The organism is Xenorhabdus bovienii SS-2004 (genome assembly GCF_000027225.1).
Classification (GTDB): Bacteria; Pseudomonadota; Gammaproteobacteria; order Enterobacterales; family Enterobacteriaceae; genus Xenorhabdus; species Xenorhabdus bovienii_C.
Window position 1 is genome coordinate 3,939,695 of record NC_013892.1, and the last position, 25,139, is coordinate 3,964,833.

22 protein-coding genes and 5 pseudogenes are annotated in these 25,139 nt (G+C 45.0%); 12 read left to right on the forward strand and 15 right to left on the reverse strand.

Translation table 11 applies throughout. The annotated features are described in order from the left end of the window. Position 1: 1 nt before the first annotated feature. Complete coding sequence (gene yihA / locus XBJ1_RS17470; protein ID WP_012990370.1) at positions 2–625, forward strand: ribosome biogenesis GTP-binding protein YihA/YsxC; 624 nt, start codon at positions 2–4, stop codon at positions 623–625. 81 nt (positions 626–706) lie between these two features. Then, the gene (locus XBJ1_RS21930) at positions 707–913 is read left to right on the forward strand and encodes a hypothetical protein (protein ID WP_162467458.1); all 207 of its coding nucleotides are present in this window, start codon (positions 707–709) and stop codon (positions 911–913) included. Positions 914–938: 25 nt separating this feature from the next. On the opposite strand, the gene XBJ1_RS17475 is transcribed toward XBJ1_RS21930, so the two are convergent. The 4 genes from XBJ1_RS17475 to XBJ1_RS17490 all read right to left on the reverse strand — a co-directional run bounded on the left by XBJ1_RS17475 (position 939) and on the right by XBJ1_RS17490 (position 7,311). Further along, complete coding sequence (locus XBJ1_RS17475) at positions 939–1,943, reverse strand: IS110 family transposase (RefSeq protein WP_012987226.1); 1,005 nt, start codon at positions 1,941–1,943, stop codon at positions 939–941. Between the two features lie 544 nt (positions 1,944–2,487). Beyond that, the gene (gene polA / locus XBJ1_RS17480; protein ID WP_012990371.1) at positions 2,488–5,286 is read right to left on the reverse strand and encodes a DNA polymerase I; all 2,799 of its coding nucleotides are present in this window, start codon (positions 5,284–5,286) and stop codon (positions 2,488–2,490) included. A 409-nt stretch (positions 5,287–5,695) separates the two neighbouring features. Next, complete coding sequence (dsbA, locus tag XBJ1_RS17485) at positions 5,696–6,319, reverse strand: thiol:disulfide interchange protein DsbA (protein WP_012990372.1); 624 nt, start codon at positions 6,317–6,319, stop codon at positions 5,696–5,698. Positions 6,320–6,336: 17 nt separating this feature from the next. Beyond that, positions 6,337–7,311: a serine/threonine protein kinase gene (locus tag XBJ1_RS17490; RefSeq protein ID WP_038199481.1), complete on the reverse strand. Its 975-nt coding sequence runs from the start codon at positions 7,309–7,311 to the stop codon at positions 6,337–6,339. A 266-nt stretch (positions 7,312–7,577) separates the two neighbouring features. Here XBJ1_RS17490 and mobA point away from each other — a divergent pair, with 266 nt between their 5' ends. The 3 genes from mobA (at position 7,578) to XBJ1_RS17505 (ending at position 9,927) form a co-directional block, all read left to right on the forward strand. Then, entirely contained in the window at positions 7,578–8,165 is a 588-nt protein-coding gene (gene mobA / locus XBJ1_RS17495) for a molybdenum cofactor guanylyltransferase MobA (RefSeq protein WP_012990374.1), read from the forward strand. Continuing rightward, positions 8,162–8,695 (forward strand): molybdopterin-guanine dinucleotide biosynthesis protein MobB, encoded by a 534-nt coding sequence (mobB, locus tag XBJ1_RS17500; RefSeq protein ID WP_012990375.1) that lies wholly within the window; start codon positions 8,162–8,164, stop codon positions 8,693–8,695. Before mobA ends, mobB begins: the two co-directional genes overlap by 4 nt. Positions 8,696–9,450: 755 nt before the next feature. Then, a complete protein-coding gene (locus XBJ1_RS17505; protein ID WP_012990376.1) occupies positions 9,451–9,927 on the forward strand; it encodes a VapA/VapB family virulence-associated protein in 477 nt (158 codons plus the stop codon). Between the two features lie 630 nt (positions 9,928–10,557). On the opposite strand, the gene lsrG is transcribed toward XBJ1_RS17505, so the two are convergent. The 4 genes and pseudogenes from lsrG to XBJ1_RS21060 form a co-directional block, all read right to left on the reverse strand. After that, a complete protein-coding gene (gene lsrG, locus XBJ1_RS17510; protein WP_012990378.1) occupies positions 10,558–10,857 on the reverse strand; it encodes a (4S)-4-hydroxy-5-phosphonooxypentane-2,3-dione isomerase in 300 nt (99 codons plus the stop codon). A gap of 1 nt (position 10,858) precedes the next feature. Beyond that, positions 10,859–11,743, reverse strand: coding sequence for a 3-hydroxy-5-phosphonooxypentane-2,4-dione thiolase (lsrF, locus tag XBJ1_RS17515; RefSeq protein ID WP_012990379.1), 885 nt, complete (start codon positions 11,741–11,743; stop codon positions 10,859–10,861). Between the two features lie 30 nt (positions 11,744–11,773). Then, positions 11,774–12,115, reverse strand: a pseudogene (locus XBJ1_RS17520) (autoinducer 2 ABC transporter substrate-binding protein LsrB); the annotation flags it as partial. Then, positions 12,106–12,521, reverse strand: a pseudogene (locus tag XBJ1_RS21060) (ATP-binding cassette domain-containing protein); the annotation flags it as partial. The pseudogenes XBJ1_RS17520 and XBJ1_RS21060, both read right to left, overlap by 10 nt. 147 nt (positions 12,522–12,668) lie before the next feature. Between XBJ1_RS21060 and lsrR the strand changes: the two are divergent. The 3 genes from lsrR (at position 12,669) to XBJ1_RS17545 (ending at position 15,845) form a co-directional block, all read left to right on the forward strand. Further along, positions 12,669–13,730 (forward strand): transcriptional regulator LsrR, encoded by a 1,062-nt coding sequence (lsrR, locus tag XBJ1_RS17535; RefSeq protein ID WP_080515985.1) that lies wholly within the window; start codon positions 12,669–12,671, stop codon positions 13,728–13,730. 71 nt (positions 13,731–13,801) lie between these two features. Continuing rightward, entirely contained in the window at positions 13,802–15,394 is a 1,593-nt protein-coding gene (gene lsrK / locus XBJ1_RS17540) for an autoinducer-2 kinase (protein ID WP_012990382.1), read from the forward strand. A gap of 178 nt (positions 15,395–15,572) precedes the next feature. Next, a complete protein-coding gene (locus XBJ1_RS17545; protein WP_012990383.1) occupies positions 15,573–15,845 on the forward strand; it encodes a hypothetical protein in 273 nt (90 codons plus the stop codon). A 175-nt stretch (positions 15,846–16,020) separates the two neighbouring features. On the opposite strand, the gene gorA is transcribed toward XBJ1_RS17545, so the two are convergent. From gorA to XBJ1_RS20310, 6 genes and pseudogenes are all read right to left on the reverse strand, one after another. Then, positions 16,021–17,373, reverse strand: coding sequence for a glutathione-disulfide reductase (gene gorA / locus XBJ1_RS17550; RefSeq protein ID WP_012990384.1), 1,353 nt, complete (start codon positions 17,371–17,373; stop codon positions 16,021–16,023). A gap of 156 nt (positions 17,374–17,529) precedes the next feature. Continuing rightward, a complete protein-coding gene (locus tag XBJ1_RS17555) occupies positions 17,530–18,372 on the reverse strand; it encodes a 23S rRNA (adenine(2030)-N(6))-methyltransferase RlmJ (protein ID WP_012990385.1) in 843 nt (280 codons plus the stop codon). 236 nt (positions 18,373–18,608) lie between these two features. Then, positions 18,609–18,869, reverse strand: coding sequence for a helix-turn-helix domain-containing protein (locus XBJ1_RS17560; RefSeq protein ID WP_038199485.1), 261 nt, complete (start codon positions 18,867–18,869; stop codon positions 18,609–18,611). Positions 18,870–19,366: 497 nt separating this feature from the next. Beyond that, on the reverse strand, positions 19,367–20,443 hold the full coding sequence (locus tag XBJ1_RS22695) for a phage tail protein (RefSeq protein WP_012990389.1): 1,077 nt from the start codon (positions 20,441–20,443) through the stop codon (positions 19,367–19,369). Between the two features lie 381 nt (positions 20,444–20,824). After that, positions 20,825–21,328 (reverse strand): annotated as a pseudogene (locus tag XBJ1_RS23080) (phage portal protein); the annotation flags it as partial. 24 nt (positions 21,329–21,352) lie between these two features. Next, positions 21,353–21,460, reverse strand: a pseudogene (locus XBJ1_RS20310) (DUF1240 domain-containing protein); the annotation flags it as partial. 58 nt (positions 21,461–21,518) lie between these two features. Between XBJ1_RS20310 and XBJ1_RS21070 the strand changes: the two are divergent. Both XBJ1_RS21070 and XBJ1_RS17580 read left to right on the forward strand, forming a co-directional pair. Beyond that, positions 21,519–22,213, forward strand: a protein-coding gene (locus XBJ1_RS21070) for an IS1 family transposase (RefSeq protein WP_143827693.1) whose coding sequence is annotated in 2 segments (ribosomal slippage) — positions 21,519–21,774 and positions 21,774–22,213 — 696 coding nt in all. Because the reading frame shifts where the segments join, the coding sequence is not laid out codon by codon here. Between the two features lie 261 nt (positions 22,214–22,474). Beyond that, positions 22,475–22,906 (forward strand): carboxymuconolactone decarboxylase family protein, encoded by a 432-nt coding sequence (locus XBJ1_RS17580; protein ID WP_012990392.1) that lies wholly within the window; start codon positions 22,475–22,477, stop codon positions 22,904–22,906. Positions 22,907–22,910: 4 nt separating this feature from the next. Here the strand turns inward: XBJ1_RS17580 and XBJ1_RS17585 are convergent, their stop codons facing one another. Further along, the gene (locus XBJ1_RS17585) at positions 22,911–23,981 is read right to left on the reverse strand and encodes a PLP-dependent aminotransferase family protein (protein WP_012990393.1); all 1,071 of its coding nucleotides are present in this window, start codon (positions 23,979–23,981) and stop codon (positions 22,911–22,913) included. A 133-nt stretch (positions 23,982–24,114) separates the two neighbouring features. Here XBJ1_RS17585 and XBJ1_RS21075 point away from each other — a divergent pair. Next, a pseudogene (locus XBJ1_RS21075) lies at positions 24,115–24,887 on the forward strand (IS5 family transposase); the annotation flags it as partial. 38 nt (positions 24,888–24,925) lie between these two features. Then, positions 24,926–25,132, forward strand: coding sequence for a hypothetical protein (locus XBJ1_RS21935; RefSeq protein WP_162467458.1), 207 nt, complete (start codon positions 24,926–24,928; stop codon positions 25,130–25,132). Positions 25,133–25,139: the final 7 nt, after the last annotated feature.

Here is a 25,139-nt window from a genome sequence, read left to right on the forward strand (position 1 = left end):
TTTGACCATCAAAAACTACAACTATCACATGACCCACTTTGTCACGAGTGCACCTGACATTCGCCACCTGCCTCAAGATGTGGGTATTGAGGTCGCGTTTGCCGGTCGGTCGAATGCGGGTAAATCCAGCGCCCTGAATGCACTGACTAAACAAAAGAGCCTTGCTCGCACCAGTAAAACCCCGGGGCGTACTCAGCTTATCAACCTGTTCGAAGTGGAAGACGGTATTCGGCTGGTTGACTTACCGGGTTATGGCTACGCTGAAGTGCCAGAAGAGATGAAACGCAAATGGCAGAACGCACTGGGAGAGTATCTCCAGAAACGTGAGTGTCTGCTGGGGTTGGTGGTTTTGATGGATATCCGTCATCCACTGAAAGATCTGGATATGCAGATGATCGAATGGGCAGTCGTGATGCAAGTACCTGTTATGGTTTTGCTGACGAAAGCGGATAAACTGGCATCCGGCGCCCGTAAAAGCCAATTGGCGAAAGTCCGTCAGGAGCTGACTTCTCTGGGTGGCGAGATTCAAATTGAAAATTTCTCTGCCCTGAAAAAAATCGGCATCGACCAACTTGAGCAGAAACTTGACTACTGGTTCAACCAGCCTGCCATTGAGGTGGAGTGAGCTTCACCTACCCCCTAAAGCCGTGCTTCGCGCATAAAAATCTATGGTCCCCACCTTTTTTGCAACACTGATTTTTGATTGATGTTGGCTTGCTTAAATCTATCCGGCGTCACTATGGGCAGGGATGCCCGCGCCTCGATGAGTTCCGCACCTGATAAGCCTAAAAAACCGCACGGCTTCAGAGAGCCATTTTTTATGTCAGGATTCCATCAGGTCGATAAGCCGTTCATGTCATCAATAATCAGTCTTCGCAAAACCAGATTGGGAACTGCTTTAATTAACGATTAACCTGCCAGTCAGACTGGCGTCGTCGTTACCTTTCGAACACAGTTTGCCGTGTTGTGATTGCCCAGGCTATCCGGGCTAATTTGTTGGCCAGCGCACAGGCCACAACATTTGAGTGTTTTCGCTCAAGCTGAGCCTTTACCCATTCAGCCAGCCTTCCTGACTGATAATCGATTCTCTGGATAAAGACTCTGGCGCACTGGACAAGTAACCGTCGCAGATTTTTGTCTCCGCGTTTACTTATCCCTAAAAGCGTATTTTTGCCACCCGTGCTGTACTGGCGTGGTACCAGACCGGTTGAAGCAGCAAAATCCCGGCTACAGCCATACTGCTTACCATCGCCCAGCTGCGATGATAAGACGCTGGCAGTTATCGGACCCACGCCCGGTATTGTCTGAAGACGCTGTCCTGTTTCATCACGTCTCAGCTCCTGCTCCAGTGCCGTCTCAAGCTCGGTGAGCTGTTCGACAAGATAAAGATAATGGGCATGTAAGCGCATCAGCAACTGTGCCAGATAGGGAGGAAGTTCGTTCTCTGCCAAGACGGTTGAAAGTCTTTTTATCACGGCGGTTCCGATCGGCATACTGATGCCAAATTCCAGTAAAAAAGCGTGCATCTGATTAGTGGTTTTAACCCTGTCTCTGACCAGTGATTCTCTGACCCGATGCAGGGCGCGCATAGCTTGTTGCGCCTCTGTTCGTGGTTGCACAAATCGCATGGAGGGACGAGATGCAGCTTCGCATATGGCTTCAGCATCCACAAAATCGTTCTTGTTGCTCTTTACAAAAGGACGAACAAATTGTGGAGAAATCAGCTTCGCTTCGTGACCAAAAGCAGCGATCCGGCGAGCCATAAAGTGAGCACCGGCGCAGGCTTCCATTACAACAGTCGCTGATGGCGATCCCGCTAAAAACTCCATCAGTCTGGCGCGGGTAAATTTTTTACGCAGCAGGGCCTTTCCTGATTTGTCCTGACAGTGAACGTGGAAAGAATGTTTGCCGAGATCAATACCAATAAGCGTAACGTTTTGCATGATGGTCTTCTCCTGAAAGAAACACCCTGCCAGCATACCGCTCACAGGGTGGTGGGGACCATCTCATTAAACGCCCCAGTCAAAAGAAATGACTGGGGCAGCTAATATTCAGCTAAATCCGATTACGTGAAGTAAAAGGTCTGAAAGATAGAACATCTTACCTCTGTACCCTACGCGAATAACTCTACCCTATTTTTTTCACTAGAAAAAGATTTTTTTTGTAATTAATTTTCATATGATACTGCGATTCAGTCGCAATTATTTCGCTAAATCGGGTCATTACATCATTTTTTATGTAGTTTAATTACATATTTGTGAGATCTAGATCTAATCTCAAACCTAAGCTAAATTCTTGTTACAAGCCCTTTCGCGGCATTATGCGGATAATTTCAGGTCGTTAAATAAACAGTCATTCCATCAAAATACCTCAATAAAAAATTATCCCCATAAAATTCTGCACCATAACAAAAAAGCCACTTTTTTTGCGGCTATTTTGTTTACTTTTCAGATTTTTGACTGAAAAGTGGCTGTTTTCATCCGTTAATCAGTGAGCTTGATCCCAGTTGATCCCAATTCCCACATCCACTTTTAACGGCACATCAAGCTGCATACTTTTTTCCATCAACTCACTGATTTTCTGCTCCGCTGTCGCCAGTTCTGATTCATGAACCTCAAATACCAGTTCATCGTGCACCTGCATAATCATACGTACATTTGGCTGCTCACTGACGATCCAATTATCCACCGCGATCATTGCCAATTTGATGATATCTGCCGCCGTTCCCTGCATTGGAGCGTTAATCGCCTCGCGTTCAGAAGCCTTGCGACGCATGGCATTGCGCGATTTGATATCTGGCAGGTAAAGTCGACGCCCTTCCAACGTTTCAACAAAACCATGCTCAGCCGCCTGCTGGCGTGTACGTTCCATATAGGCCAGCACCCCCGGATAGCGTTCAAAATAGAGATCCATATAGCGTTGAGCTTCTCCGCGTGGAATACTTAACTGACGGGATAGGCCAAACGCACTCATGCCATAAATCAGACCAAAATTGATCGCTTTCGCACTGCGGCGCTGTTCGCTGGTCACTTCTTCCAATGGCACGCCAAAGACTTCAGCCGCCGTCGCACTGTGAATATCCTTACCCTGCGCAAAAGCCTCCAGCAAGCCCTTATCCTGTGACAGATGCGCCATAATCCGCAATTCTATCTGCGAATAGTCCGCCGCCATGATGCAATAACCTTCCGGTGCAATAAATGCCTGACGGATACGTCTCCCCTCGTCATTACGGACAGGAATGTTTTGCAGGTTAGGATCACGGGAAGAAAGACGCCCGGTCGCTGTCACTGCCTGATGATAAGAGGTATGAACTCGTTTAGTGAGCGGGTTAACCATCTGCGGCAGCTTGTCGGTATAAGTGGATTTCAGTTTTGCCAGACCGCGATGTTCCAGAATCACCCGCGGCAGTTCATGATTATCTGCCAGTTCTTCCAACACTTCTTCATTAGTCGATGGCGCCCCATTTGGCGTCTTTTTCAATACAGGCAGGTTCAGTTTTTCAAAGAGAATGACCTGCAACTGTTTTGGGGAAGCCAGATTGAACTCTTCACCGGCCAGTTCATAAGCAGCTTTTTCCAGTTCTCCCAGCCGCGCAGTAATTTCCGTTGAGTGTTCAGCCAGAGTTTGGGCATCGATCAGCACACCGGTTCGCTCTATGCGAGAAAGCACTGGCACCAAGGGCATTTCGATGTTCTGGAAGACGCTTTTCAACGTCGGTACACTGTCTATCTGTGGATACATGACTTGGTGCAGCCGTAAAGTCACATCCGCATCTTCAGCCGCATATTTTGCCGCTTCTTCCAGCGGGATTTGATTGAAGGTAAGCTGTTTTTTGCCCTTGCCCGCGATTTCTTCAAAAGTTGTGGTTTTATATCCCAGATGACGATCTGCCAGGCTATCCATATCATGCCGTCCACTCACACTGTTCAGGACATACGACTCCAGCATGGTATCAAAAACAATGCCATTCAAAGCGACGTCATAACGTGCCAGCACCCCACGATCAAATTTCAGGTTTTGCCCGATTTTAGGCAGGTTTGCATCTTCCAGCAGGGGTTTTAATGCCGCCAGAACTTCATGCAGATCCAGTTGTTCTGGTGCATCGAGGTAATCATGCCCCAGTGGCAGATATGCCGCTTCAACCTCTGATTCTCCCACCGCAATAGCAAAAGACATGCCCACCAGATTAACGGTCAAAGTATCAAGGCCATCTGTCTCAGTATCAAAAGAGAAGGCTGGAGCCTGTTTCAGCTTCACAATCCACTCATCAAGGGATTTTCGGTCAAGGATAGTTTGATAATTTTCCGGCGAAATATTGACAGCTGCCGGAGCGCTGCTGATAGTGGCTGATTTAGCAGCAGAGACTGTCGCAGCGGATTTTTGACTATTACCTTCCAACCAACTGCCATTCTGTACATCGCTCAACCAACGTTTGAATTCATAACGGCTGAACAGCGCCAACAGCTCATCACTGTCAGGGGCTGTAACCGCAAGCTCCAGACAGGTTTTATCCAGCTCAACATCCGTTTTAATCGTTGCCAATTGATAAGAAAGGTAAGCCACCTCTTTGTGCTGCGCCATTTTCCCACTCAGCGTTTTAGCGCCACGGAAGCTGAGTGTCGCGATCTCATCAAGTCTGGCATAGATATCATCCAGACTACCGATACCCTGCAATAATCCCAGCGCTGTTTTCTCACCGACACCCGGTACGCCGGGAATATTATCGGAGGAGTCTCCCATCAGAGCGAGGAAATCGATGATCAATTCAGGTGGAACACCATATTTCTCAGAAACCCCTTCCGGCCCCAGAATGGTGTTAGTCATGGTGTTAATCAGCGTGATATAAGGCGTAACCAATTGAGCCATATCTTTATCGCCCGTACTGATCAGAACAGAACGCCCTTCTTTTTCCGCCTGCAATGCCAGTGTACCAATGACGTCATCAGCTTCGACGCCCGGCACAACCAGAATCGGCAGCCCCATTGCCTCGACCATTTTGTGCAGCGGCTCAATCTGCTCACGTAAATCATCCGGCATCGGGGGACGATGAGATTTATATTCAGCAAATAACTCATCACGGAACGTTTTACCCTTGGCATCAAACACGACCGCCACATGACTGGGTTTATACTGGATGATTAAGCTGCGCAGCATATTCAGGACACCATACATGGCGCCCGTTGGTTCTCCCGCACTATTGGTCAGCGGAGGAAACGCATGGTATGCACGATAAAGGTATGAAGAACCATCAACCAAAATCAGGGGATTGTCTGCTATCTGTGCCATAAAATTTTCTTCGTCGTTCTGTGGGATGATTAAAGAATAGAATGCCATATTGTGTCGTTATAGACGAATTTTGCGATAATTTTCTCGTGCTGACAGGCTTTTTCTGACAAATATTCTGATGAATGAATTGTGGATAACTTTGTGCACAAAAAATTGGCACATAAAACAGATTTATGTTTATCCCCCTAAAAAATGAGCAACAGGAGGTAAAAATCAATGGATTACGCGGAGTATTAAAGAAATATTACAATGACTTAAAAATCACTGACTTGTGGATATAACCAAAGTTTATGTTATGAAAGGGGCTTTTCAGCAAGTATTGTGCCAGCTTTATTGTGACTGGCACAATACACATGTTATTTTATATTAATACTAACGTGCCTGTTTAATTACAGCCGTGGCTTCCGACTCATTTTTTTGTCACCAGATAATTCACTACATCAGAAAAACCCTTGGCATACCCAGCCATTGTCGTCGACTCAATACCATCATTTTTAACCTGGTACTTGCCATTCACATAAATAGCAGGAACGCCTTGAAGTTGCAGACTGCTGACGGCCTGACGCTCTTTGGCTGCCACAGACTTCACGATAAAGCTGTTTAACGCCGCATCATACTCTTCACCTGACACACCCGCCTTGATAAAAGCACTACGGATATCGGCCTTACTATTGATAGTATGGTTTTTCTGGATACCCTCAAACAAAATCGGGGAGATTTTATCCTCAATTTTCATGACAATGGCAACCGCCCACGCATCTGTCAAATCTTTCCCCAAAGGCCCGATAAAATCGACGTGGTAACGCTCATGAGTGACACCTGCTGGCAAATTCTTCTCAACGGTACTAGGAACATGGTAAATATTTTCAAACTGGTAACAGTGGGGACAATAAAAGGAGAAAAATTCTAAAACCTGTGGCTGATTAGCCACTGGATTTTTTAATTCAACGTATTGTTTATCTTCAGAAAAACCAGAGGCACTGGCATTAAATGCCATAAATATTCCCACCAGTGCTAACCAAAATGTCTTCATAATGTTCTCCAGTAAAATTAATACATCGGATTTAGCTGTAAAGGTGATTCCTGTAACAGCCGAATTTGTTCAGAAAAAAGACTAACTTGACCATGCCAGAAGTCGCTGTCGGCCATCCACGGAAAAGCTTTTGGAAAAGCCGGGTCTTGCCAGCGACGGGCAACCCAAGCCAAATAATAGACCATTCTCATCGCACGAAGTGGTTCTATCAGTGCCAATGTCTTTGGATCAAAATCCGTAAACTGGCTATATGACTCAAGCAGGATATCCAATTGGATCAAGCGTTCTTGCCGTGAGCCATTGAGCAACATCCACAAATCCTGAATCGCCGGGCCATTACGGGCATCATCAAGATCCACGAACCATGCCTCATCACGCCACAGAATATTGCCGGCATGGCAATCTCCATGTAGCCGTATCTGCCCATCAAAATACCATGCTCCTTCCACCGTTTGATTTAACTCATCCAACGCAGCAAAGAAGACTTTTTTATGTTTAGCCGGAATTAATTTACATGCAGATAAATAGTGGTATGGCTGATATAAATATTCATCTAAGCCAATGGTTGGACGGGAAGAAAATATTTTCTGGCGACCAATCTGATGTATTTGCCCCAGCAATCGCCCGACACCTTCCAACTGATCAAAGTTATCAGATTCATACTGACGCCCACCCACACTGGGGAAAATGGCGAAGAAGAACCCACCATGTTTCAGTACCGTCTGGCCGGCAAACACCAGAGGCGCCGCAACTGACAAATCTGCCTGCTGTAATGCCAGTGCAAAATCATGCTCTTCTTGGATCTGCTGCTGACTCCAGCGCTGTGGACGGTAAAATTTCACGACATAACGTTTACGATTTTCATCCATAAACTGATAGACGCGGTTTTCATAGCTATTCAGTTCAGTTAAGCCAGAATCAATATACAGACCCGACTGCACCAACGCATCCATGATTAAGTCTGGTGTAATATTCTGGAAGTTAAAAGCCATTTGTTCCGTCACAACCCTGCTCTCTCTTCATTAATCTTTAATAATGCCTCTGGTACGCAGCAAAGCAGTCTTAAAATTTTCTTCATTTTTAATTCCTTATAAATGGCTATACAAATTAGCAAGGATAATGATTTAGAGAAAGAATTGGTCTGTCAATAAGCGTAAAGGTTATACTCCCCTCCATGAAAGCATTGTTACATATTGATTTACAAAGGTTATAAACCAAATAATTGAATATTTCATTGCCAAATATCAGGTGAGTTAACATGACGCATCCAAAAATGAGTGGCGCAATTCTGGCCGGAGGACTATCCACCCGCATGGGGGGAGATGATAAAGGATTACTGCAATTCGACGGCACACCATTATACCAACACATTGCCACAAGATTGCAGCCGCAGGTGCAAGAGCTGTTGATTAACGCCAACCGTAATCAGGCGGTTTATCAGCAGAGTGGTTATCCCATCATACCGGATATCATCACCGATTTTTCTGGGCCGCTGGCAGGTATGCTGGCAGTATTGAAGAAGGCCATTCATGAATGGGTGATCTTTGTCCCCTGTGATGTACCAGATTTCCCCGATGACCTTGTGGAAAAACTGTGGCGTTATCGTCAGCATTCATGGGCAGTTTATGTCCATGATTGCCAACGTGCCCATCCCACACTGGCTTTAATGCACCGCAGCTTGATCCCCCGACTGGAAAGCTATCTGGCATTGGGAGAGAGAAAGCTGATGTTTTTTATGCAAATGATTAAGGCAAAAGCGGTTTATTTTCCCTATCCCAGCGCCTTCACCAATTTAAATACACCGGAAGAATACCAGCATTGGGAATATTTTCAGGAGTCAGCATGAAACCAACGACATTGCCGCTGCTCGGCATCACCGCCTACAGTGGAACAGGTAAAACAACACTGCTCAAACAGATCATTCCGCTATTGCGCCAACAACATATCCGGGTGGGATTGATTAAGCACACTCACCATAATATGGATGTCGATCAACCGGGCAAAGACAGTTATGAGCTGCGTAAGGCAGGAGCAGCACAAACGTTGGTCGCCAGCCAGCAGCGCTGGGCATTGATGACAGAAACACCAGACTTGCCAAAGCTGGATCTGCACTATCTCGCCAGTCGGTTCAACGCTGATTCTCTGGATCTGGTTCTGGTCGAAGGCTTCAAGGAAGAGGCCATTGCAAAAATCGTTCTCTATCGCCACGGCCTGAATGTTGCCTTTGATCAGATCATGGATACCCATGTTATTGCTATTGCCAGCGATATCCCGCTGGCAACATCGCTTCCTCTGCTTAATATCAACCAGCCACAGCAGGTGACAGCATTTATTGTGGCATGGTTGAGGGCAGGCAGCGCTAGCAAGCCTGGCTAAGAACCATCAGAACTGGCAGATAAGGAAGAAATGTATTTCCTTATGAACACATGTAATGTACGGCGCTTCCGACATAAATGAAGCTGATGAGAGTTGATTTCAGAAATCATCACTAGGAATAGAGATAAGCAACGAAACTTTTTGGATAACAGCCCACAAATTATGTTGTAAGTTGCATATATTATACAGAATTGTCCAGTTTATCCGTGCTATTTATCTTCCGGTATTAAACCAATAAAAGAGGTTTTTTTCTTGGCTCGGCCATTAATGCTCCAATTATATATAAAATAAAATTAACACTGGCGATTCCATATAATAAGTGCAACACCATTATTATCGAAAATAATTAATTAATTATGTGTATTTCTTCTTTTTTTAATTCCATATGGCATGATTTTTTTAAATATTCTCAAATAAGTTTGTTTCACCAATATTACTTTCATGTTGAAAATATCCAGATCTGTACTATGATTTTATTATGAATAAATTCTAATTATATTTTGCTCTTGACGCTTATTGAAAATTTGTTTTTGTTGTTTTTTATAAAACAAGTCTCAGTCAAAGACAAATTCATAAATTATGCTAATTTTTTAACAAACTGGAATCTGGGAGGGCGATGAAATTACGTAATAAAGATTAAAATGTTTATTGCTATATTAAATATGACTTAACTATTATTTTTTTCTGACATCTAATCAGAAAAAATATTTAAGTTTTAAATTAATCTTTCTCGATTTATAAATCTGGGGGATAGGATGAAAAAATCATTATCTACTGAATCAGAATCTTCCTTGCTTGTTGGAAAAGGACTGAAAATTATCGAATCTTTATCTGAGGAAACAGCAGATAGGTTAAAGCACAAAACGACAGATGATTCGATCACAAAGTTATCTGAATCAAACACACATATATATTATGAGGCTACTTTGTCCTTAGTTAGTTACTTTTTTTACTATACATGTACCCTAGATGTTCAAGGTGCGAAAACATTTTACGGAAAAGCAGGAGGAATAGGATCTGTGGGAAAAGGAAAATTTTCCGGTGAGTTTTTTTTTGGTACGAATGATATTAATCTAATTTATCAGAAAGCAACATTCTTTGTTGCAATGATAACACCTTTAACTATAAGTATGGCTTTTCTAGATCCACCTATAGATAAATTGGCACAGTTTAACGGATCCGGATTAGGCACGATATCTGCCACAATCACAGGAGCGGGTTATTGGGAATAACATACAGGATTTTAAGCGATTACTCTTTATTTTAGATAGAAAAAAGGCTTCATTTGTGATTTGATAATCGGCACCAAACCATACATCAAAACCACGTAATGAAGCCTATGACGACGATTATCACGATAAAGAACCCACTAAGACAATTCTTTAGTTATTATTTTATCTTTAGCTAACCCATTTTCTCGCCAGAGAGTTTATCTGTAAATCAGAAAAAATATTTATTCTATTTCTCTGTTACGTTTATCAAATATATTCATACTTTAAAAAATAACACGTTGATATTAGCAAATAACCGCTAATTTGCCGAGTGATTCCATATGGCAGACATATTGCACATGAAATTCTATATCATCATTATGCTGTTCCGACTTTTCTCTGGCATGCTCTATCATTATTATTACTCCCCTGATAAACAGATAATGATAATCGCTCCGATTTTCTACTATGCAGTTGAAGGGGGCTTCATATCTTTATGAATGACATCTAATTTTACTTGATGATGCCAATGGTACATAAAGCTAAAAATTCAAAAAAGTGCAAATATGAGCAGCATTAAGCAACTGCATTTTCAGAAAACAGCCCACAGATTATGTTGCGGGCTGTGCATATATCAATCATGTTATAACGCTATTTCCCTTCCGGTATCAAGCCAATAAACGTTGTTTTTTTCCTTGGCTCGGTCATCAACGCTTCCAATCTCTCGACACAACGCAAGTAATGAGGTGTTTTTTTATGGGCAGCCACTGATGCTTCATCGGCATAAGCTTCATAAACATAAAAGCGGGTCGGAATATTTTCATCTCTCAGCACATCAAAGCGTAGGTTGCCCGGCTCTTTGACCGAACCAAGGTGATTATCGCGAAAGACCTCGATAAATTCGTCGAGCTTGTCGGCTTTAACGTTGATTTCAACTAACGTGACTTGCATATTATTCCCCCTTAGCCTTTTCACTCAGGAACAATTCATAAGCCTGTGCTGGCTTTTCATTGTGATGAACCACCGCCTGAACCGCTTTCAGCATGGCTACCGGCGCTTCGGACTGGAAGATATTCCGTCCCATATCAACGCCGGACGCACCCTGATCAATCGCTTGATAGCACATCTCCAGTGCTTCTATCTCTGGTAATTTCTTACCGCCTGCAATCACAATCGGCACAGGACAGCCCGCGGCGATCCGCTCAAAACCGCTGTCAACATAATAGGTCTTGATAATATTCGCCCCTATTTCAGCGGCAATACGGGTCGCCAGTGAGAAATAACGCTGGTCACGCGCCATATCCTTCCCGACGCCTGTCACGGCCATTGTCGGCATACCATAGCGCATTCCCTGATCCACCAGCTTGATGATGTTCTTGATGGATTGATGTTCATGCTCAGAACCAATATAAACTTGCGCCGCCACAGCGCATACATTCAGCCGAAGCGCATCTTCCATCGCTACAGCCACCGCTTCATTGGATAACTCAGTCAAAATCGAATTAGCGCCGGATGCACGCAGTACCACCGGCTTATTGGTTGCAGGTGGAACCTGACTGCGCAGAATACCGCGGGTACACATCAATACATCAGTGTGCTCAAACAGCGGGGCGATATTGATATCAATACGCTCCAATCCCGTAGTCGGCCCCTGAAAATAACCGTGATCAAACGCCAGCATCACCGTTTTATTAGTCGTTGGATTGAAAATCCGCGACAAACGCGACTGCATTCCCCAATCCAGCGCACCGCTGCCTTTCAATTCAAACAGAGTGTTCTTTTGTGGTGTATCAATACCAAAATCTTTACCGTCTTTGATGTCATCTAAATCTGCCATTTCTCTCTCCAGAAGGTGTCAGCCCATAAATTAGAAATCGTATTGGTTGATGTTTTCGCTGGTAAAAATTACACGCTCCGGCATCACAACAATACCGTTGCCTTTCGCTTCGTAGCGGTATCCCTGTACGCTGTTGGGTGAGATCGCCAGTTTACCGATATCTGGAATATCTAACTGCTCCCCTACATTCAGATCGCCTTTTTTCAGCATTTCATTGGCAACATGAATGGCTATCTTGCCCTGCTTAACGACATCCCACAGGCCGAACTGTTTGACCGTGCCGTTTTCAACGTAAGGTCGCATCACATTCGGCGTACTGAACCCGACGATCGCTATATTCCGGCGTTTCAGGTTTTCCGCGGCCTGTGCAGCCCGCGTATAATTTCCACTAACTGCTTATCCGCCACATTCAGGTTGCCAGCAGGGGTATTCAGATCCATCGAACAATTCAGCTGGTTCAGTAATTGCTGCATCCGGCTTTTGCTGACCTGATGTTTAGGCAGACGGAATAAAATGTTTTCCTGAACAAAAAGACTGGGAAATAACAAAGGTTCCTGTGGCACCAGATAGATGCCCAATTGATGCGCTTAGCAGGTGTCAGATGACTGATAGTACGACCATCCAGCATCAGCGTCGATTGACCTGCGCCATTGCCGCCGAGCAAAGCATGAACCTGCCCCGCAATCAGGGTGAAATCAATATGTTTCAATACCGCCAGACCGGAAAATTGCTTACTGACTCCACGAACCGCCAAAAGAGGGACATAGCAATTGAACATTTATCAATTTAAAATACTTTTGTTCACAACTCTAATTCATAATCTGAAGTTTTTGCAATATTTCCATCACATTTTGTGAAAAAATCAGATCTCTATCAAAATATGTTCAAATTTTTGCGATCGCCCTCTAGCACATCAGAGGCTTTTATGCTTAATTCTTTGCCAGTGGATAAACAAGTTGTTATGTCGATCAAACCAACCAAGAAGCAATCAGTATCAGAGAGAAGCGGGTTATCCGAGGAACTTTCTTATTCAGATAATAACCATTCAGGTCATGGCTATTCAGGAAACAGCATGAGTGAAGAAGAACTACTGGCTCGCATAGCCTGGTTTTACTATCACGATGGTCTGACTCAAGGAGACATCGGTGAATTGCTCGGCCTCAGCCGCCTCAAAATCTCCCGCCTACTGGAGAAAGGGCGGCAGACGGGCGTGATCCGCGTGCAGATCAATTCACGCTATGAAGGGTGTCTGGAATTGGAAGATACGCTGCAAAAACGCTTTAATCTCAAGCAGGTTCGTGTACTGCCGGCTCTTGACGAAATAAATATCAACACCCGTCTTGGCGTCGGCGCTGCCCACCTGCTAATGGCACTGATTGAGCCTAGTCAGCTACTGGCTATCGGATTTGGCGAAACCCCGATGTGTACTTTACAGCACCTGAGTGGGTTTATTTCGTCCCAACAAATCCGGCTGGTGACGTTGTCTGGCGGCGTCGGACCTTATATGACGGGGATTGGTCAGCTTGATGCAGACTGCCCTGTCAGCATCATTCCTGCACCGCTGCGGGCGTCAACTCACCAAGTCGCCGCTACGTTCCGCGAAGAACGCAGTGTGCGGGATGTGATCCTGACTGCCTGTGCCGCAGATATCGCCGTGGTGGGAATCGGAGCGATCAACCAGCGACAGCAGGCGACCATCATGCGTTCCGGCTATATCAGCGACGGAGAACAATTGATGTTTGGCCGCAAAGGCGCGATTGGGGATATCCTCGGTTATTTCTTCAATGCAGAAGGTGAGCTGGTCAGCCATATCGATATCCATCAGGAACTGATCGGTATCTCCCTGCCAGAACTGAAAACGATCCCGAATGTGATCGGTGTGGCGGGTGGTATTGAAAAAGCCGGTGCCATCATTGCCGCACTGAAAGGCGGCTATATTAGCTCGCTGGTAACCGAAGAACAGACCGCAAGAGCCATGCTGACGTAATCGACTAACACTGCTTATCCATCCCCTGTGCCCTATCGAATAAAAAGATAACGACAGACGAGGATAGCATCATGAATCAACGCGCTCACGCTCACCCATCAGGGAAGTATCTGATGGCGCTTGATGCAGGAACTGGCAGTATCCGTGCAGTAATATTTGATCTCGAAGGAAATCAGGTTGCCGTTGGACAGGCTGAGTGGATACACCAGCCTGTACCGAATGTCTCAGGTTCAATGGAATTCGACCTGAAAACCAACTGGCAACTGGCGTGTCAATGTATTCGCCAGGCACTGCAAAAGGCGGAACTGCCTGCCAGTGCGATTCAGGGCGTTGCCGCCTGCTCAATGCGGGAAGGCATTGTCCTGTATAATCGCAGTGGCGATCCCATCTGGGCCTGTGCCAACGTCGATGCCCGCTCTGGCCATGAAGTCAGCGAATTGAAGGAGCTTTACGACAATACCTTTGAGTATGATGTTTACCGTTACTCCGGCCAGACACTGGCGCTGGGAGCGATGCCCCGTCTGCTGTGGCTTGCGCATCATCGCGCGGATATCTATCGGCAGGCCAGTACACTCACTATGATCAGCGACTGGCTGGCTTATATGCTCAGTGGCGAGCTGGCGGTTGATCCCTCCAACGCTGGTACAACGGGAATGCTGGATTTAGTCAGCCGCAACTGGCGCCCTAACCTATTGGAAATGGCCGGACTGCGTTCCGATATCCTTTCCCCCGTCAAAGAAACCGGCACCCTGCTCGGTTACATCACCGAAAAAGCGGCAGCAGATTGCGGGCTAAACAGCGGCACGCCCGTCATTATGGGCGGCGGCGATGTCCAGCTCGGCTGCCTCGGCATTGGTGTCGTCAAACCCGCTCAGACCGCCGTACTCGGTGGCACTTTCTGGCAGCAGGTCGTCAACCTGCCAGCTCCGATCACCGATCCCAACATGAACATCCGCATCAACCCGCATGTCATTCCCGGCATGGCACAGGCGGAATCCATCAGCTTTTTCACCGGCCTGACCATGCGCTGGTTCCGCGATGCCTTCTGTGCGGAAGAAAAACTAATGGCGGAACGGCTGGGTGTTGATGCTTACAGCCTGATGGAAGACATGGCGGCACGCGTTCCCGCAGGAGCTTATGGCATCATGCCGATTTTTTCAGACGTAATGCGCTTTAAATCGTGGTATCACGCAGCTCCTTCCTTCCTCAACCTGTCGATTGATCCGGAAAAATGCAACAAAGCGACGCTATTTAGAGCACTGGAGGAAAATGCGGCCATTGTCTCGGCCTGTAATCTTGATTTGATTGCAGGTTTCTCTGGAGTGAAGCCAGACTCGCTGGTCTTTGCCGGCGGTGGTTCCAAGGGCAAACTCTGGTGCCAGATCCTCGCCGACGTAACAGGATTACCCGTGCGGGTTCCTGTGGTTAAGGAAGCAACCGCATTGGGCTGTGCAATTGCGGCCGGTGTGGGAGTTTCATTGTATGACTCACTGCCTGAAACCGGAGAAAAACTGGTGCGCTGGGAGCGGGAATATCAGCCGGATTTGACACATTGGGATATTTACCAAAAAGCGAAAAAAAATTGGCAGGCGGTGTACGCAGACCAACTTCATCTGGTAGATGACGGGCTGACAACATCGCTGTGGAAAGCCCCGGGATTGTGAGCAACAACTTACTCCCACCACCAATTCAGTAAATCTGGGACTAAACAGGTAAGCAATACGTTAGTTATGATCAGGTTGCCCTGTTTCTTATTCAGCACGTTAATGACAACATTAAATTTAAGATGGATTTGTTTCGCCGCATTGTTTATGCCTATCCGCTAGGCAATAATGACTCGCATTGCCATTACTGGTTCAGGAGGAAGGAGATAAGGGACTTGCTCCGGGCTTTGAAACTAAGTATGGCGAGTATCTGGGGATTGACTTCCTTCTTTTTGGTCAAAGTATGGGGCTGAGTGAAAAGCTGCTCAGAAAGCTATTGATGGACTTAACCAAAGAGACCCAGTTGATAGAATCAACTTACCGAAATTCTTTTATGTCGAAGGAGGCGATCAAAGCGACACTTCAATGCTATCAGCAGCGCCTCAATCGAATGCAAGTGCTTGATACTTAATCTACGAAGAATATCCTCCAGCGAGGAACATTATCAGGACTTTTAGCGAACGTGAACAGTCTGTTTGGAAGCTCTATTTATTGAATATATGACCGTAAATTTAATAGGTTATGAGTCTGACAACTCATAACCTTAAAATATTGGATTTCAACGATGACATAAAAAAGAAATAAAATTATCTCATTGTCACAAATTCTTCTGCTGCCGTCGGGTGGATCGCCACGGTATTATCAAAATCCTTCTTCGTCGCGCCCATTTTCAGCGCAACCGCAAAACCTTGCAGGATTTCATCCATACCAAAGCCGATACCATGAATACCGACAATCTTCTCATCCGCTCCCGTACAAACCAATTTCATCCGGCATGGCTGACGATGTTGCGTCACGGCAGTATACATCGCAGTAAATGACGAAGTATAAACCTTAACCTGATCATCACCATACTGTTCCCTTGCCTGCGGCTCCGTCAGACCTACCGTACCGATTGGCGGGTGGCTGAATACCACCGTTGGCACATTGGTGTAATCCAGATGCTCTTCCGGCTTGTTATTAAACAGACGTTCCGATAGACGACGACCTGCCGCAATTGCCACCGGCGTCAATTCCACTGCGCCCGTGTTATCGCCTACCGCATACACACCTTTGACATTGGTATTCTGATATTTATCGACTTGAATATAACCTTTCTCATTCAACTCAACACCAGTGACGGCCAGATTCAGATTATCGGTCATCGGCTCGCGACCAATCGCCCAGATCAACGTATCAACCGTCTGCTCTCTGCCATCCTGCAATTGCAACGTCAGGCTGCCATCAGCATGTTTAATCACGGCTTTTAATATCGCTTCCGTATGCAGTGTCGGCCCTTCATTCTTGATAACTTCCAGCAAGGTCTCGACAATCAGCGGATCGAAAGAACGCAGCGGCGCATGTTTGCGCACAAACAGATGCGTTTCACTGCCCAGCGCCTTCAAAACACCAGCAATTTCCACAGCGATGTAACCTGCACCTACCACAGCAACACGCTTTGGCATTTCATCCAGTTCAAAGAAACCATCAGAATCAATACCATATTCCGCTCCCGGAATCGTAGGACACACCGGACGCCCACCCGTAGCAATCAGGATATGGTTAGCGGTGATTTTTTCTCCATTGACCTCGACTGTATGTGCATCAACAAAACGGGCAAATCCATGAATAACATCGACCTTATTATTGCCCAGCACACGCTCATAAGACTGATGAGTACGATCAATGTAGGCAGTACGACTGGCAATCAATGTCTTCCAGTCAAAACGATTTACCGTGGTATCAAAACCATAATCAGGACCATATTGATGAATAGATTCCGCAATCTGGGCGGCATGCCACATCACTTTCTTTGGTACACAGCCCACATTCACACATGTTCCGCCCAGCGCTTTCGCTTCAATCAGGGCGCATTTCTGCCCATACATGGCAGCACGGTTCATGGAGGCAATACCACCACTGCCACCACCAATTGCAATATAATCGTAATGTTTACTCATCTTAGGTCACTTCCGTCTAATCAATTAACTTACCAGTACAAGCTAAAGTTCAACCTAGTCTATTATGACAAAAAGTTATCACTGACTCTGGATGGTTCTGGCTTTCATTACTATAGGCAACAACTATTTGATGATAATGCAGTTTTGAACAAATACCTATTCAGGCACAACCCATGCCACAGAAGTATGACCTGTTCCTTCAGGAACCAGTACTTGATGCAGCCAAGGCAATACCGCTTTCATCTGCTGTTCCAGCTTCCACGGCGGATTAATGACGATCATACCGGACGCCGTCATACCACGCTGATCACTATCAGGACGTACCCCAAGCTCGATCTGTAAAACCCTGCGAATGCCTGTTGACTCCAGATCCTTGAGCATACGTTTAATTTGCTGACGCAGTACAACCGGATACCACAGCGCGTAAGTACCGGTCGCAAAGCGCTTATATCCTTCCAAAATACCTTTGACGACATTCTGGTAGTCAGATTTCAGTTCATAAGGGGGGTCAATCAGCACAAACCCGCGGCGGCTTTTGGGTGGTAGTTTTGATTTCAACTGCTGATAACCATCTTCCCGCAGGAGGCGAACACGTTCATCACGGGAAAATTCACTACGTAACAAAGGAAAATCACTGGAATGCAATTCACTCAAGTTAAGCTCGTCATATTCCCGCAATAAATGGCGGGCAATCAGCGGGGAACCTGGATAATAACGCAGAACACCATGCGGATTCAGCGCCTTTACCGCGCTCATATACGCCGTCAATTCCTCGGGAATATCATCACGCTGCCAAATACGGGCAATACCTTCCAGATACTCCCCTGTACGCTCGGCATGTTCCCCGCTCAACTGATAACGGCCTGCGCCTGCATGGGTATCCAAATACAGGAAAGGTTTCTCTTTTCCCTTCATTGACTCAATGATCAGGCTTTGCACAGTGTGCTTCAGCACATCCGCGTGGTTGCCGGCATGGAAACTGTGACGATAACTTAGCATTAAACTTATTTCCTATTGATTTTTAAATGGATTTTAATTCAAGAAAAGACAAATTATTCATTTTATTACCCCAGATATTACCCCACGCTTCATTGCACTAATACAAAAACATAATAAAGCATAGTAACAAAGTAATGGATGAATATTTATTTTGGAAGAGATGAAAACCGAACCAAAGGAACACACTGAGTGGGGTAATCGTTACCCCACGGAGATATTTTTTAACTAAATTTCCGCTAATTAGAAACTTTTCGGGCAGTTCGTTTGATAAGTTGACCGTTACTATCAAAATATCGACTTGGCCAGATTTCTGAGGGATGTATTTCGAGGTAATTAGCGATAATCCATTCACCTTTCGGCCAAGGCCGACTAAGTGTATTCGCTAATGTCGATGAACTGAGTCCCGATTCACGGGAGACAGCCGCTAAGGTTGTACCACGTTTACGTAATTCAGCAATAATATCGGCTTGATGCCAGTCATTTCTAACGTTACTTATTCCTGCTACTCCTTCCATTAATTGATCATTGATGGTGGCGATCCAGACAGGGTTTGCAGACTGGGTAACTATAACCAGCGAGGCCGAAGCCTCCCCTGCCTGAACCACCATTGAAAGGGTGATAACAGACGCACTGGTAGAAACTTCCTACCAGTGTATATAGTTACACAAGGCTGCAAAACCTTGACCATTGGATTTTGCCAATAGCGGGGCTACTTTTAACTGATTGGTTTATCTGACTCAATAAGCGTATCAGTATAAACGCTTAACTTTTTGCGCTATATCCTATTGAATGCTTTAGGTCGCTGTTGTTACTCACTCAAGGGAAAAGCCAAAGTTCATCAGAAATACGATATGCAGGTTAATACACTTATCTGCTCTGGCCTTGTGAAAGGACATGTGATTAATACAGTTTATTGTTTGACGTCCGTGTCCACATACCGGAAGATTCAGTTCAGAATCATCGACAACAATCCACAGCAAAATTAAACCTGTAATTATTCTCCCTTAGCAGGAGGCATTTGCACTCGAACAGAAACAAACCTGCCTTCGGGGATATCAATCAAATCACCATCCGCGTAGCCTTCACGTATATTTCTGGCGAAAGAAGGGACGTCTGAGTGTTCACGGTGGTAGGTCATTAATTTGATTGAGCCATCAGGAAGGACTTCGTGGTTGACCCAAATCAATGGAAGGTCATTCTGACACCGTGGGATTTCGATACTGCCTATTGCTTCATCATTACTAAACCCGATAACACCTTTGATGAGATAAGTGCCCTTTGATAGACACTCAACAATAGTATTTTCGGATTTATTGTTGATAGTATATTTGCCATCTGAGTAAATTAGAATTGTAGGGGCTGATTTCTTAATGCAGCCATTATTACCTATAGTAGTATTAACTTCTGACCAAACTTTTCCCCCTACGCGATCCTCTCCATTAACAAAATAATAGGCATACAAATCGCCTGACGAGCGAATATATATCTGACCCGTATCATAATCTAGCAATCCAAAATTAATTCCTTTTGCATATCCACTAGCAGAGCCGCTAGCACTAAACACCCCAATATATTTGGAGTCAGGAATACCATCAAATTTTATAACGTCATTCAGAGCATGGACATCCTTTGAATTCAATATAATATCATTCGTTAATGATTTATCATTGATTTTTCTATTATTAGGTACGGAATTTTTTGCTAGATTTATGGTTTCCGTTAGACCAATATTCTTTACGAACTCATCTTTATTCGGAATATCCGCTCCGTTCTGCGCTTTCTCTAAATAGAGATCGGAGTTGTTATTGAGAGCATTTTGATTGGCGATATTCGCTAAATCATAGGCTTTTTTAACAGCTTTAGAGGTTGCCGCAGTCATTTCACTATCACTATCCACATCATTACTGAGAGTCACAAACCCTCTGTCAGTCAGGGTTGCATAGGGATGATTACGACTTGCGGCATGTTGATCAATGGCTGCTTTGATTGAATCTTTGACATATTCCGGTGTGGTAACTGTCACTAAATTGCTATCTTCGGAAACAGGTGTATCAGGCTTCTTATCTTGCATAGTAATTCCCTCATTTAATCAACAATACACATTGCTAAATAACATGAAGGCGGTGGGATACTACTCCGCCTGTGAACATCAATAAATGGTTCATCAATATTGGAGAGTACGGATTGACTAATATTTGATAGATTGCATGTTTTGGTGGCAGGATGACATAAAATGATAAGTGAAGAATTAATAAAATATATTTAATGACTGATAAAACTTGGTGAAGTAAAGGCGATACCTCACCTTTTAACGCATTGATTTTATTGTTCTCATCTTGATAGGGAATTACTTATATCTAAACTCCGTCAAAGTTAGCCAATCTCTGCTGTTGCTCATCATTGAGACTGAACGCAAAGTCTTCATGCTCAATCTGCCATGTGCCAAAGCTCATCAGGAACGCGATTGCAGGGTCGATTTTATTCGCGGACTTCTTCTTGTTCGGTTCGATATTGGCGTTCGCGGGAACGGCTCAACATCCAGCCCCGCGCCCTGCAATTGGGTGCGTAGGTGCGTGGCGTTCCATGTATCAAATCCCACTAACTTGATATCAAGGTGCTGACTGTCTTTGAGAATGTCGTCCCGAATACGGTCATAATCAATGCAGTCGCCTTGTGTGGTACGTATCCCCCCCCAGACAATCACCGCATACGCATTGCCATTCAGCAGGCAATGACGCATCAGGGTGCGTTTGAACTGATACGGCGTCTGGCAGTCATTCGGACATTCATTCAGCAAATAATCGACCGGATGGTCACTCAACCATTCGCGGAATTCTTTGCCGTTCTGGTGCTGTACCCGATAGAGATAGCAAGGCATGGAAGCCACCGCTTCGCTAATGACGGTAACAGCGTTCATCACAGCGGGTAAACCTTCTGCCATAGACGGGGAAACATGAAGACAGAATATTTACAAAATTTTTCATTCACAAAGTGATAAATCTTTCACGTAAGTTGTTGGTGACATCCACGATATTTTATCACATGTCAAATAACCAACATTTTTTAACTTATAATCAACATAAAAAGAGGTCATGTATTAAATGGTTAGTTGCTGTGATATGCTTCCGGCTTTTTAAGGATGAAGTATGGCCAAAGTTGATGTCTATTGCCGTTATTGCCACAAATCAGGACAGGTCAAAGGACATGGGAAAGGAAATGGCGGACATCCTCGTTATCGCTGTTATAGCTGCTGTAAGGTCTTTCAGTTGGCGTATACCTATCAGGCCTGCAAACCCGGCGTTAAAGAACAGATTGTCGATATCGCGATGAATAACGGGGGAATTCGTGACACCGCTCGGATCCTGAAAGTCGCCACCGCCACCGTCATGAAAACATTAAAAACCTCAGACCCCGAAACGTAACGACACTTCCCCTTGCGGAATGTGGCATCCAGATTGTCTGTGAAATCGACGAGCAATGGTCGTTTGTCGGCAATAAGAAAAACCAACGCTGGCTTTGGTATGCTTGGGAACCCCGCCTGAAGCGAATAGTGGCTCATGTTTTTGGCGATCGCAGTCGAAAAACGTTAGACAAGCTGCTTACCCTCTTATCTTCCTTTACTATTCGGTTTTACTGCACGGATGACTATGTTGTTTATGACCCACTTCCCGAGGAAGAGCACTTGACTGGAAAGGCGTTTACTCAGCGTATAGAGAGAACGAATTTAACGCATCGTACCCGAATCAAAAGGCTGAATAGAAAAACCATTGGGTATTCAAAATCGGAAGAAATGCACGATAAAGTGATAGGAACCTTTATTGAACGTGAACATTATTTTTAATACCTAATCTAATCATTTAATACATGACCCATAAAACCGCCGATCAAAAATTATGATCAGCGGTTTTTATATTTATAAATAATCACTATTCTACGCATTCGACATATTATTTCTCTGAATATGTGTGACTGTTTATCTGCTTTTTATCTAAGCCAAATAACTTGTCATGGCTAAAAAGACTTATCTTGTCCCTTATCCGAATTGATGGATTGTTATATCGTTTACCACATTCACAAAGACATGAGATAAGGGGTTTTATTAATGAGTAGTTTGCGCCTTGCCTATTATGATTTATCACCAGAGTTGTTACAGGGTTTTCGTACAATAAAGCAAGAGTTGGAAGAAAGTCCATTGGGGCTAGCACTGATTGAATTAATCTATTTGCGTATTTCCCAAATCAATGGCTGTGCTTTCTGTTTGAACAAACATAGTCAATCCTTGCGGGAAAATCAGGAAACTGAACGCCGTTTGTCTGAACTGGCAGGGTGGCGTGTCAGCGGTCAGTTTACCTTGCGTGAAAAGGTGGCTTTGGAATGGACTGAATCCCTCACCCATGTTGTTACAACACATGCGGATGACTATGCTTATTTACCACTGAAAGACCATTTTACGGATAAAGAAATCGCTGATTTGACCTTCGCGATTGCATTAATGAATGGAATGAATCGCCTTGCAATCGGTATGCGTCAGTGATCGTTTAATTACTGGATCTTGATGCAGTAGGCAGACATTTTTGCAGTAATTGAGCATGTTTCAAAGCATTTTCGGGAGTGGTTTCATTGGCAAAACTAAACAGTAATCCCTTGCCACAATCTGAGCTCAATCTTCGTGCGGACAAGGCGGTAATGCCAAGCCCATGCTCTCTGGCGAGTTGAGCCAGTGCTACATCATCTTCATAATGCGCAAGTCTTGCCAGCAAATGGAGGCCACCTGCGGGAATATCGAACCTCAGGCGGCTATCAAAAACTTGATTCAAACTCTCAATGACTATCTGGCGTCGCTGCGCATAGGCAGTGCGCATTTTACGTAAATGACGGGCGAAATGACCTCCCTGCATGAAATCCGTGACGACGGCTTGCTGTAATAAAGGACAGCCATCTTGCCGAGTGTGGCATACAGCATTAAAGCTCGTTAACAAATGGGGAGGAACGACGAGATAGGCAAGCCGGAGTGTTGGCGTCAGAACTTTACTGAATGTGCCGATATACAAAACATTGTTAGATCCCAAACTGGCCAGCGCAGGATGAGGGCGTCCATCATATTGATATTCACTGTCATAATCATCTTCGATGACAAAGGCATTATTCTGTTCTGCCCACGCTAAAAGCATCTGTCTTCGTGCCATTGACAGTGTAACGCCTAATGGGCTTTGATGTGCTGGTGTAACCAGAGCAAATCGTGCATTTGGGGCGAGTTCTTGAGCCACCGCAATATTCATGCCCTCTTGATCGACTGGCACGGGAATAATTTCAGCGCCTATTTGAGATAGAAAATGTTGACTGGGAGGAAAGCAGGGATCTTCGAGCCAAATTTGATCCCGTGGTTGTATCAGGGTGTGAGCAATTAGGTTGAGAGCGCCGCGATAGCCAGCGGTGATAAAAATCTGTTGTGGAGAGCAGCTCACCCCACGTGATAATTGAAGATAAGCCGCAATGGCTTCTCGTAACGGTAAATAGCCCGCAGGTTGCGGGTAAGACATATATCGGCTTTGCAAACGCAGTTGTTTGACGGTGAGGGTATTCCATAATTTGCGGGGAAAGAGATCCAACGCTGGTAGCCCTAGTTGATAAGGTGAGGGATGAATGGATGAAGCAGAATCGAATAAAGATATACTAGGCCGTGTCCCTTAATGTAAATCGGTAGTATTATCATCTAAACGGTTTTCAATATAGGAAAAGATGATGGCACGCTACGACATTCCTGATGAAGCATGGATATTGATAGAATCTTGTTTGCCCCTGGTTCATTCAGAACGGGCAGGACGTCCCTATGTTGAACACCGCCGTGTGATGAATGGGATGTTCTGGGTGCTATGTTCAGGGGCACCGTGGCGCGACTTACCGGAACGCTATGGGCCTTGGAAAACGGTCTATAACCGATTTAATCGTTGGTCAAAATCAGGCATTATCAACAAGATATTTAATCGTTTACTGTCCATTCTGGATGAAAAAGGGTTGATTGACTGGGCTGAAATTTGCCTGGATGGCAGCAATATTCGCGCGAGTAAAGATGCCGCAGGCGCGAAAAAAAACATCCCGATATCGCTGACGATCATGCGCTGGGTCGCTCACGCGGTGGTTATGGCACCAAAATCCACCTGGCAACCGACCGAAAGGGATTTCCCCTCAACCTGATAGTGACCGCTGGGCAAGCTCATGAAAGTCAATCCGCCATTCCGTTGCTCGATGGCATTGGCGTCCAACGCAAAAATGGTTTCATGAAACGGCGCGGTAAAGCGGTACTGGCAGATAAAGGCTATTCGGGCGGAAAACTCCGTGGTTATCTGCGAAAATTGAGGATAAAGAGCATTATTCCTTATAAAATCAATGAAAAAGGTAGTACTGATGGTCGCACGCAATTTGATAAGCAGGCTTATCGTGACCGGAATGTGGTCGAACGCTGTTTCGGTTTTCTGAAAGGAAATCGGCGTATTGCAACCCGCTATGAAAAATCTATGGTCCCCACCTTTTTTGCAACACTGATTTTTGATTGATGTTGGCTTGCTTAAATCTATCCGGCGTCACTATGGGCAGGGATGCCCGCGCCTCGATGAGTTCCGCACCTGATAAGCCTAAAAAACCGCACGGCTTCAGAGAGCCATTTTTTATGTCAGGATTCCATCAGGTCGATAAGCCGTTCATGTCATCAATAATCAGTCTTCGCAAAACCAGATTGGGAACTGCTTTAATTAACGATTAACCTGCCA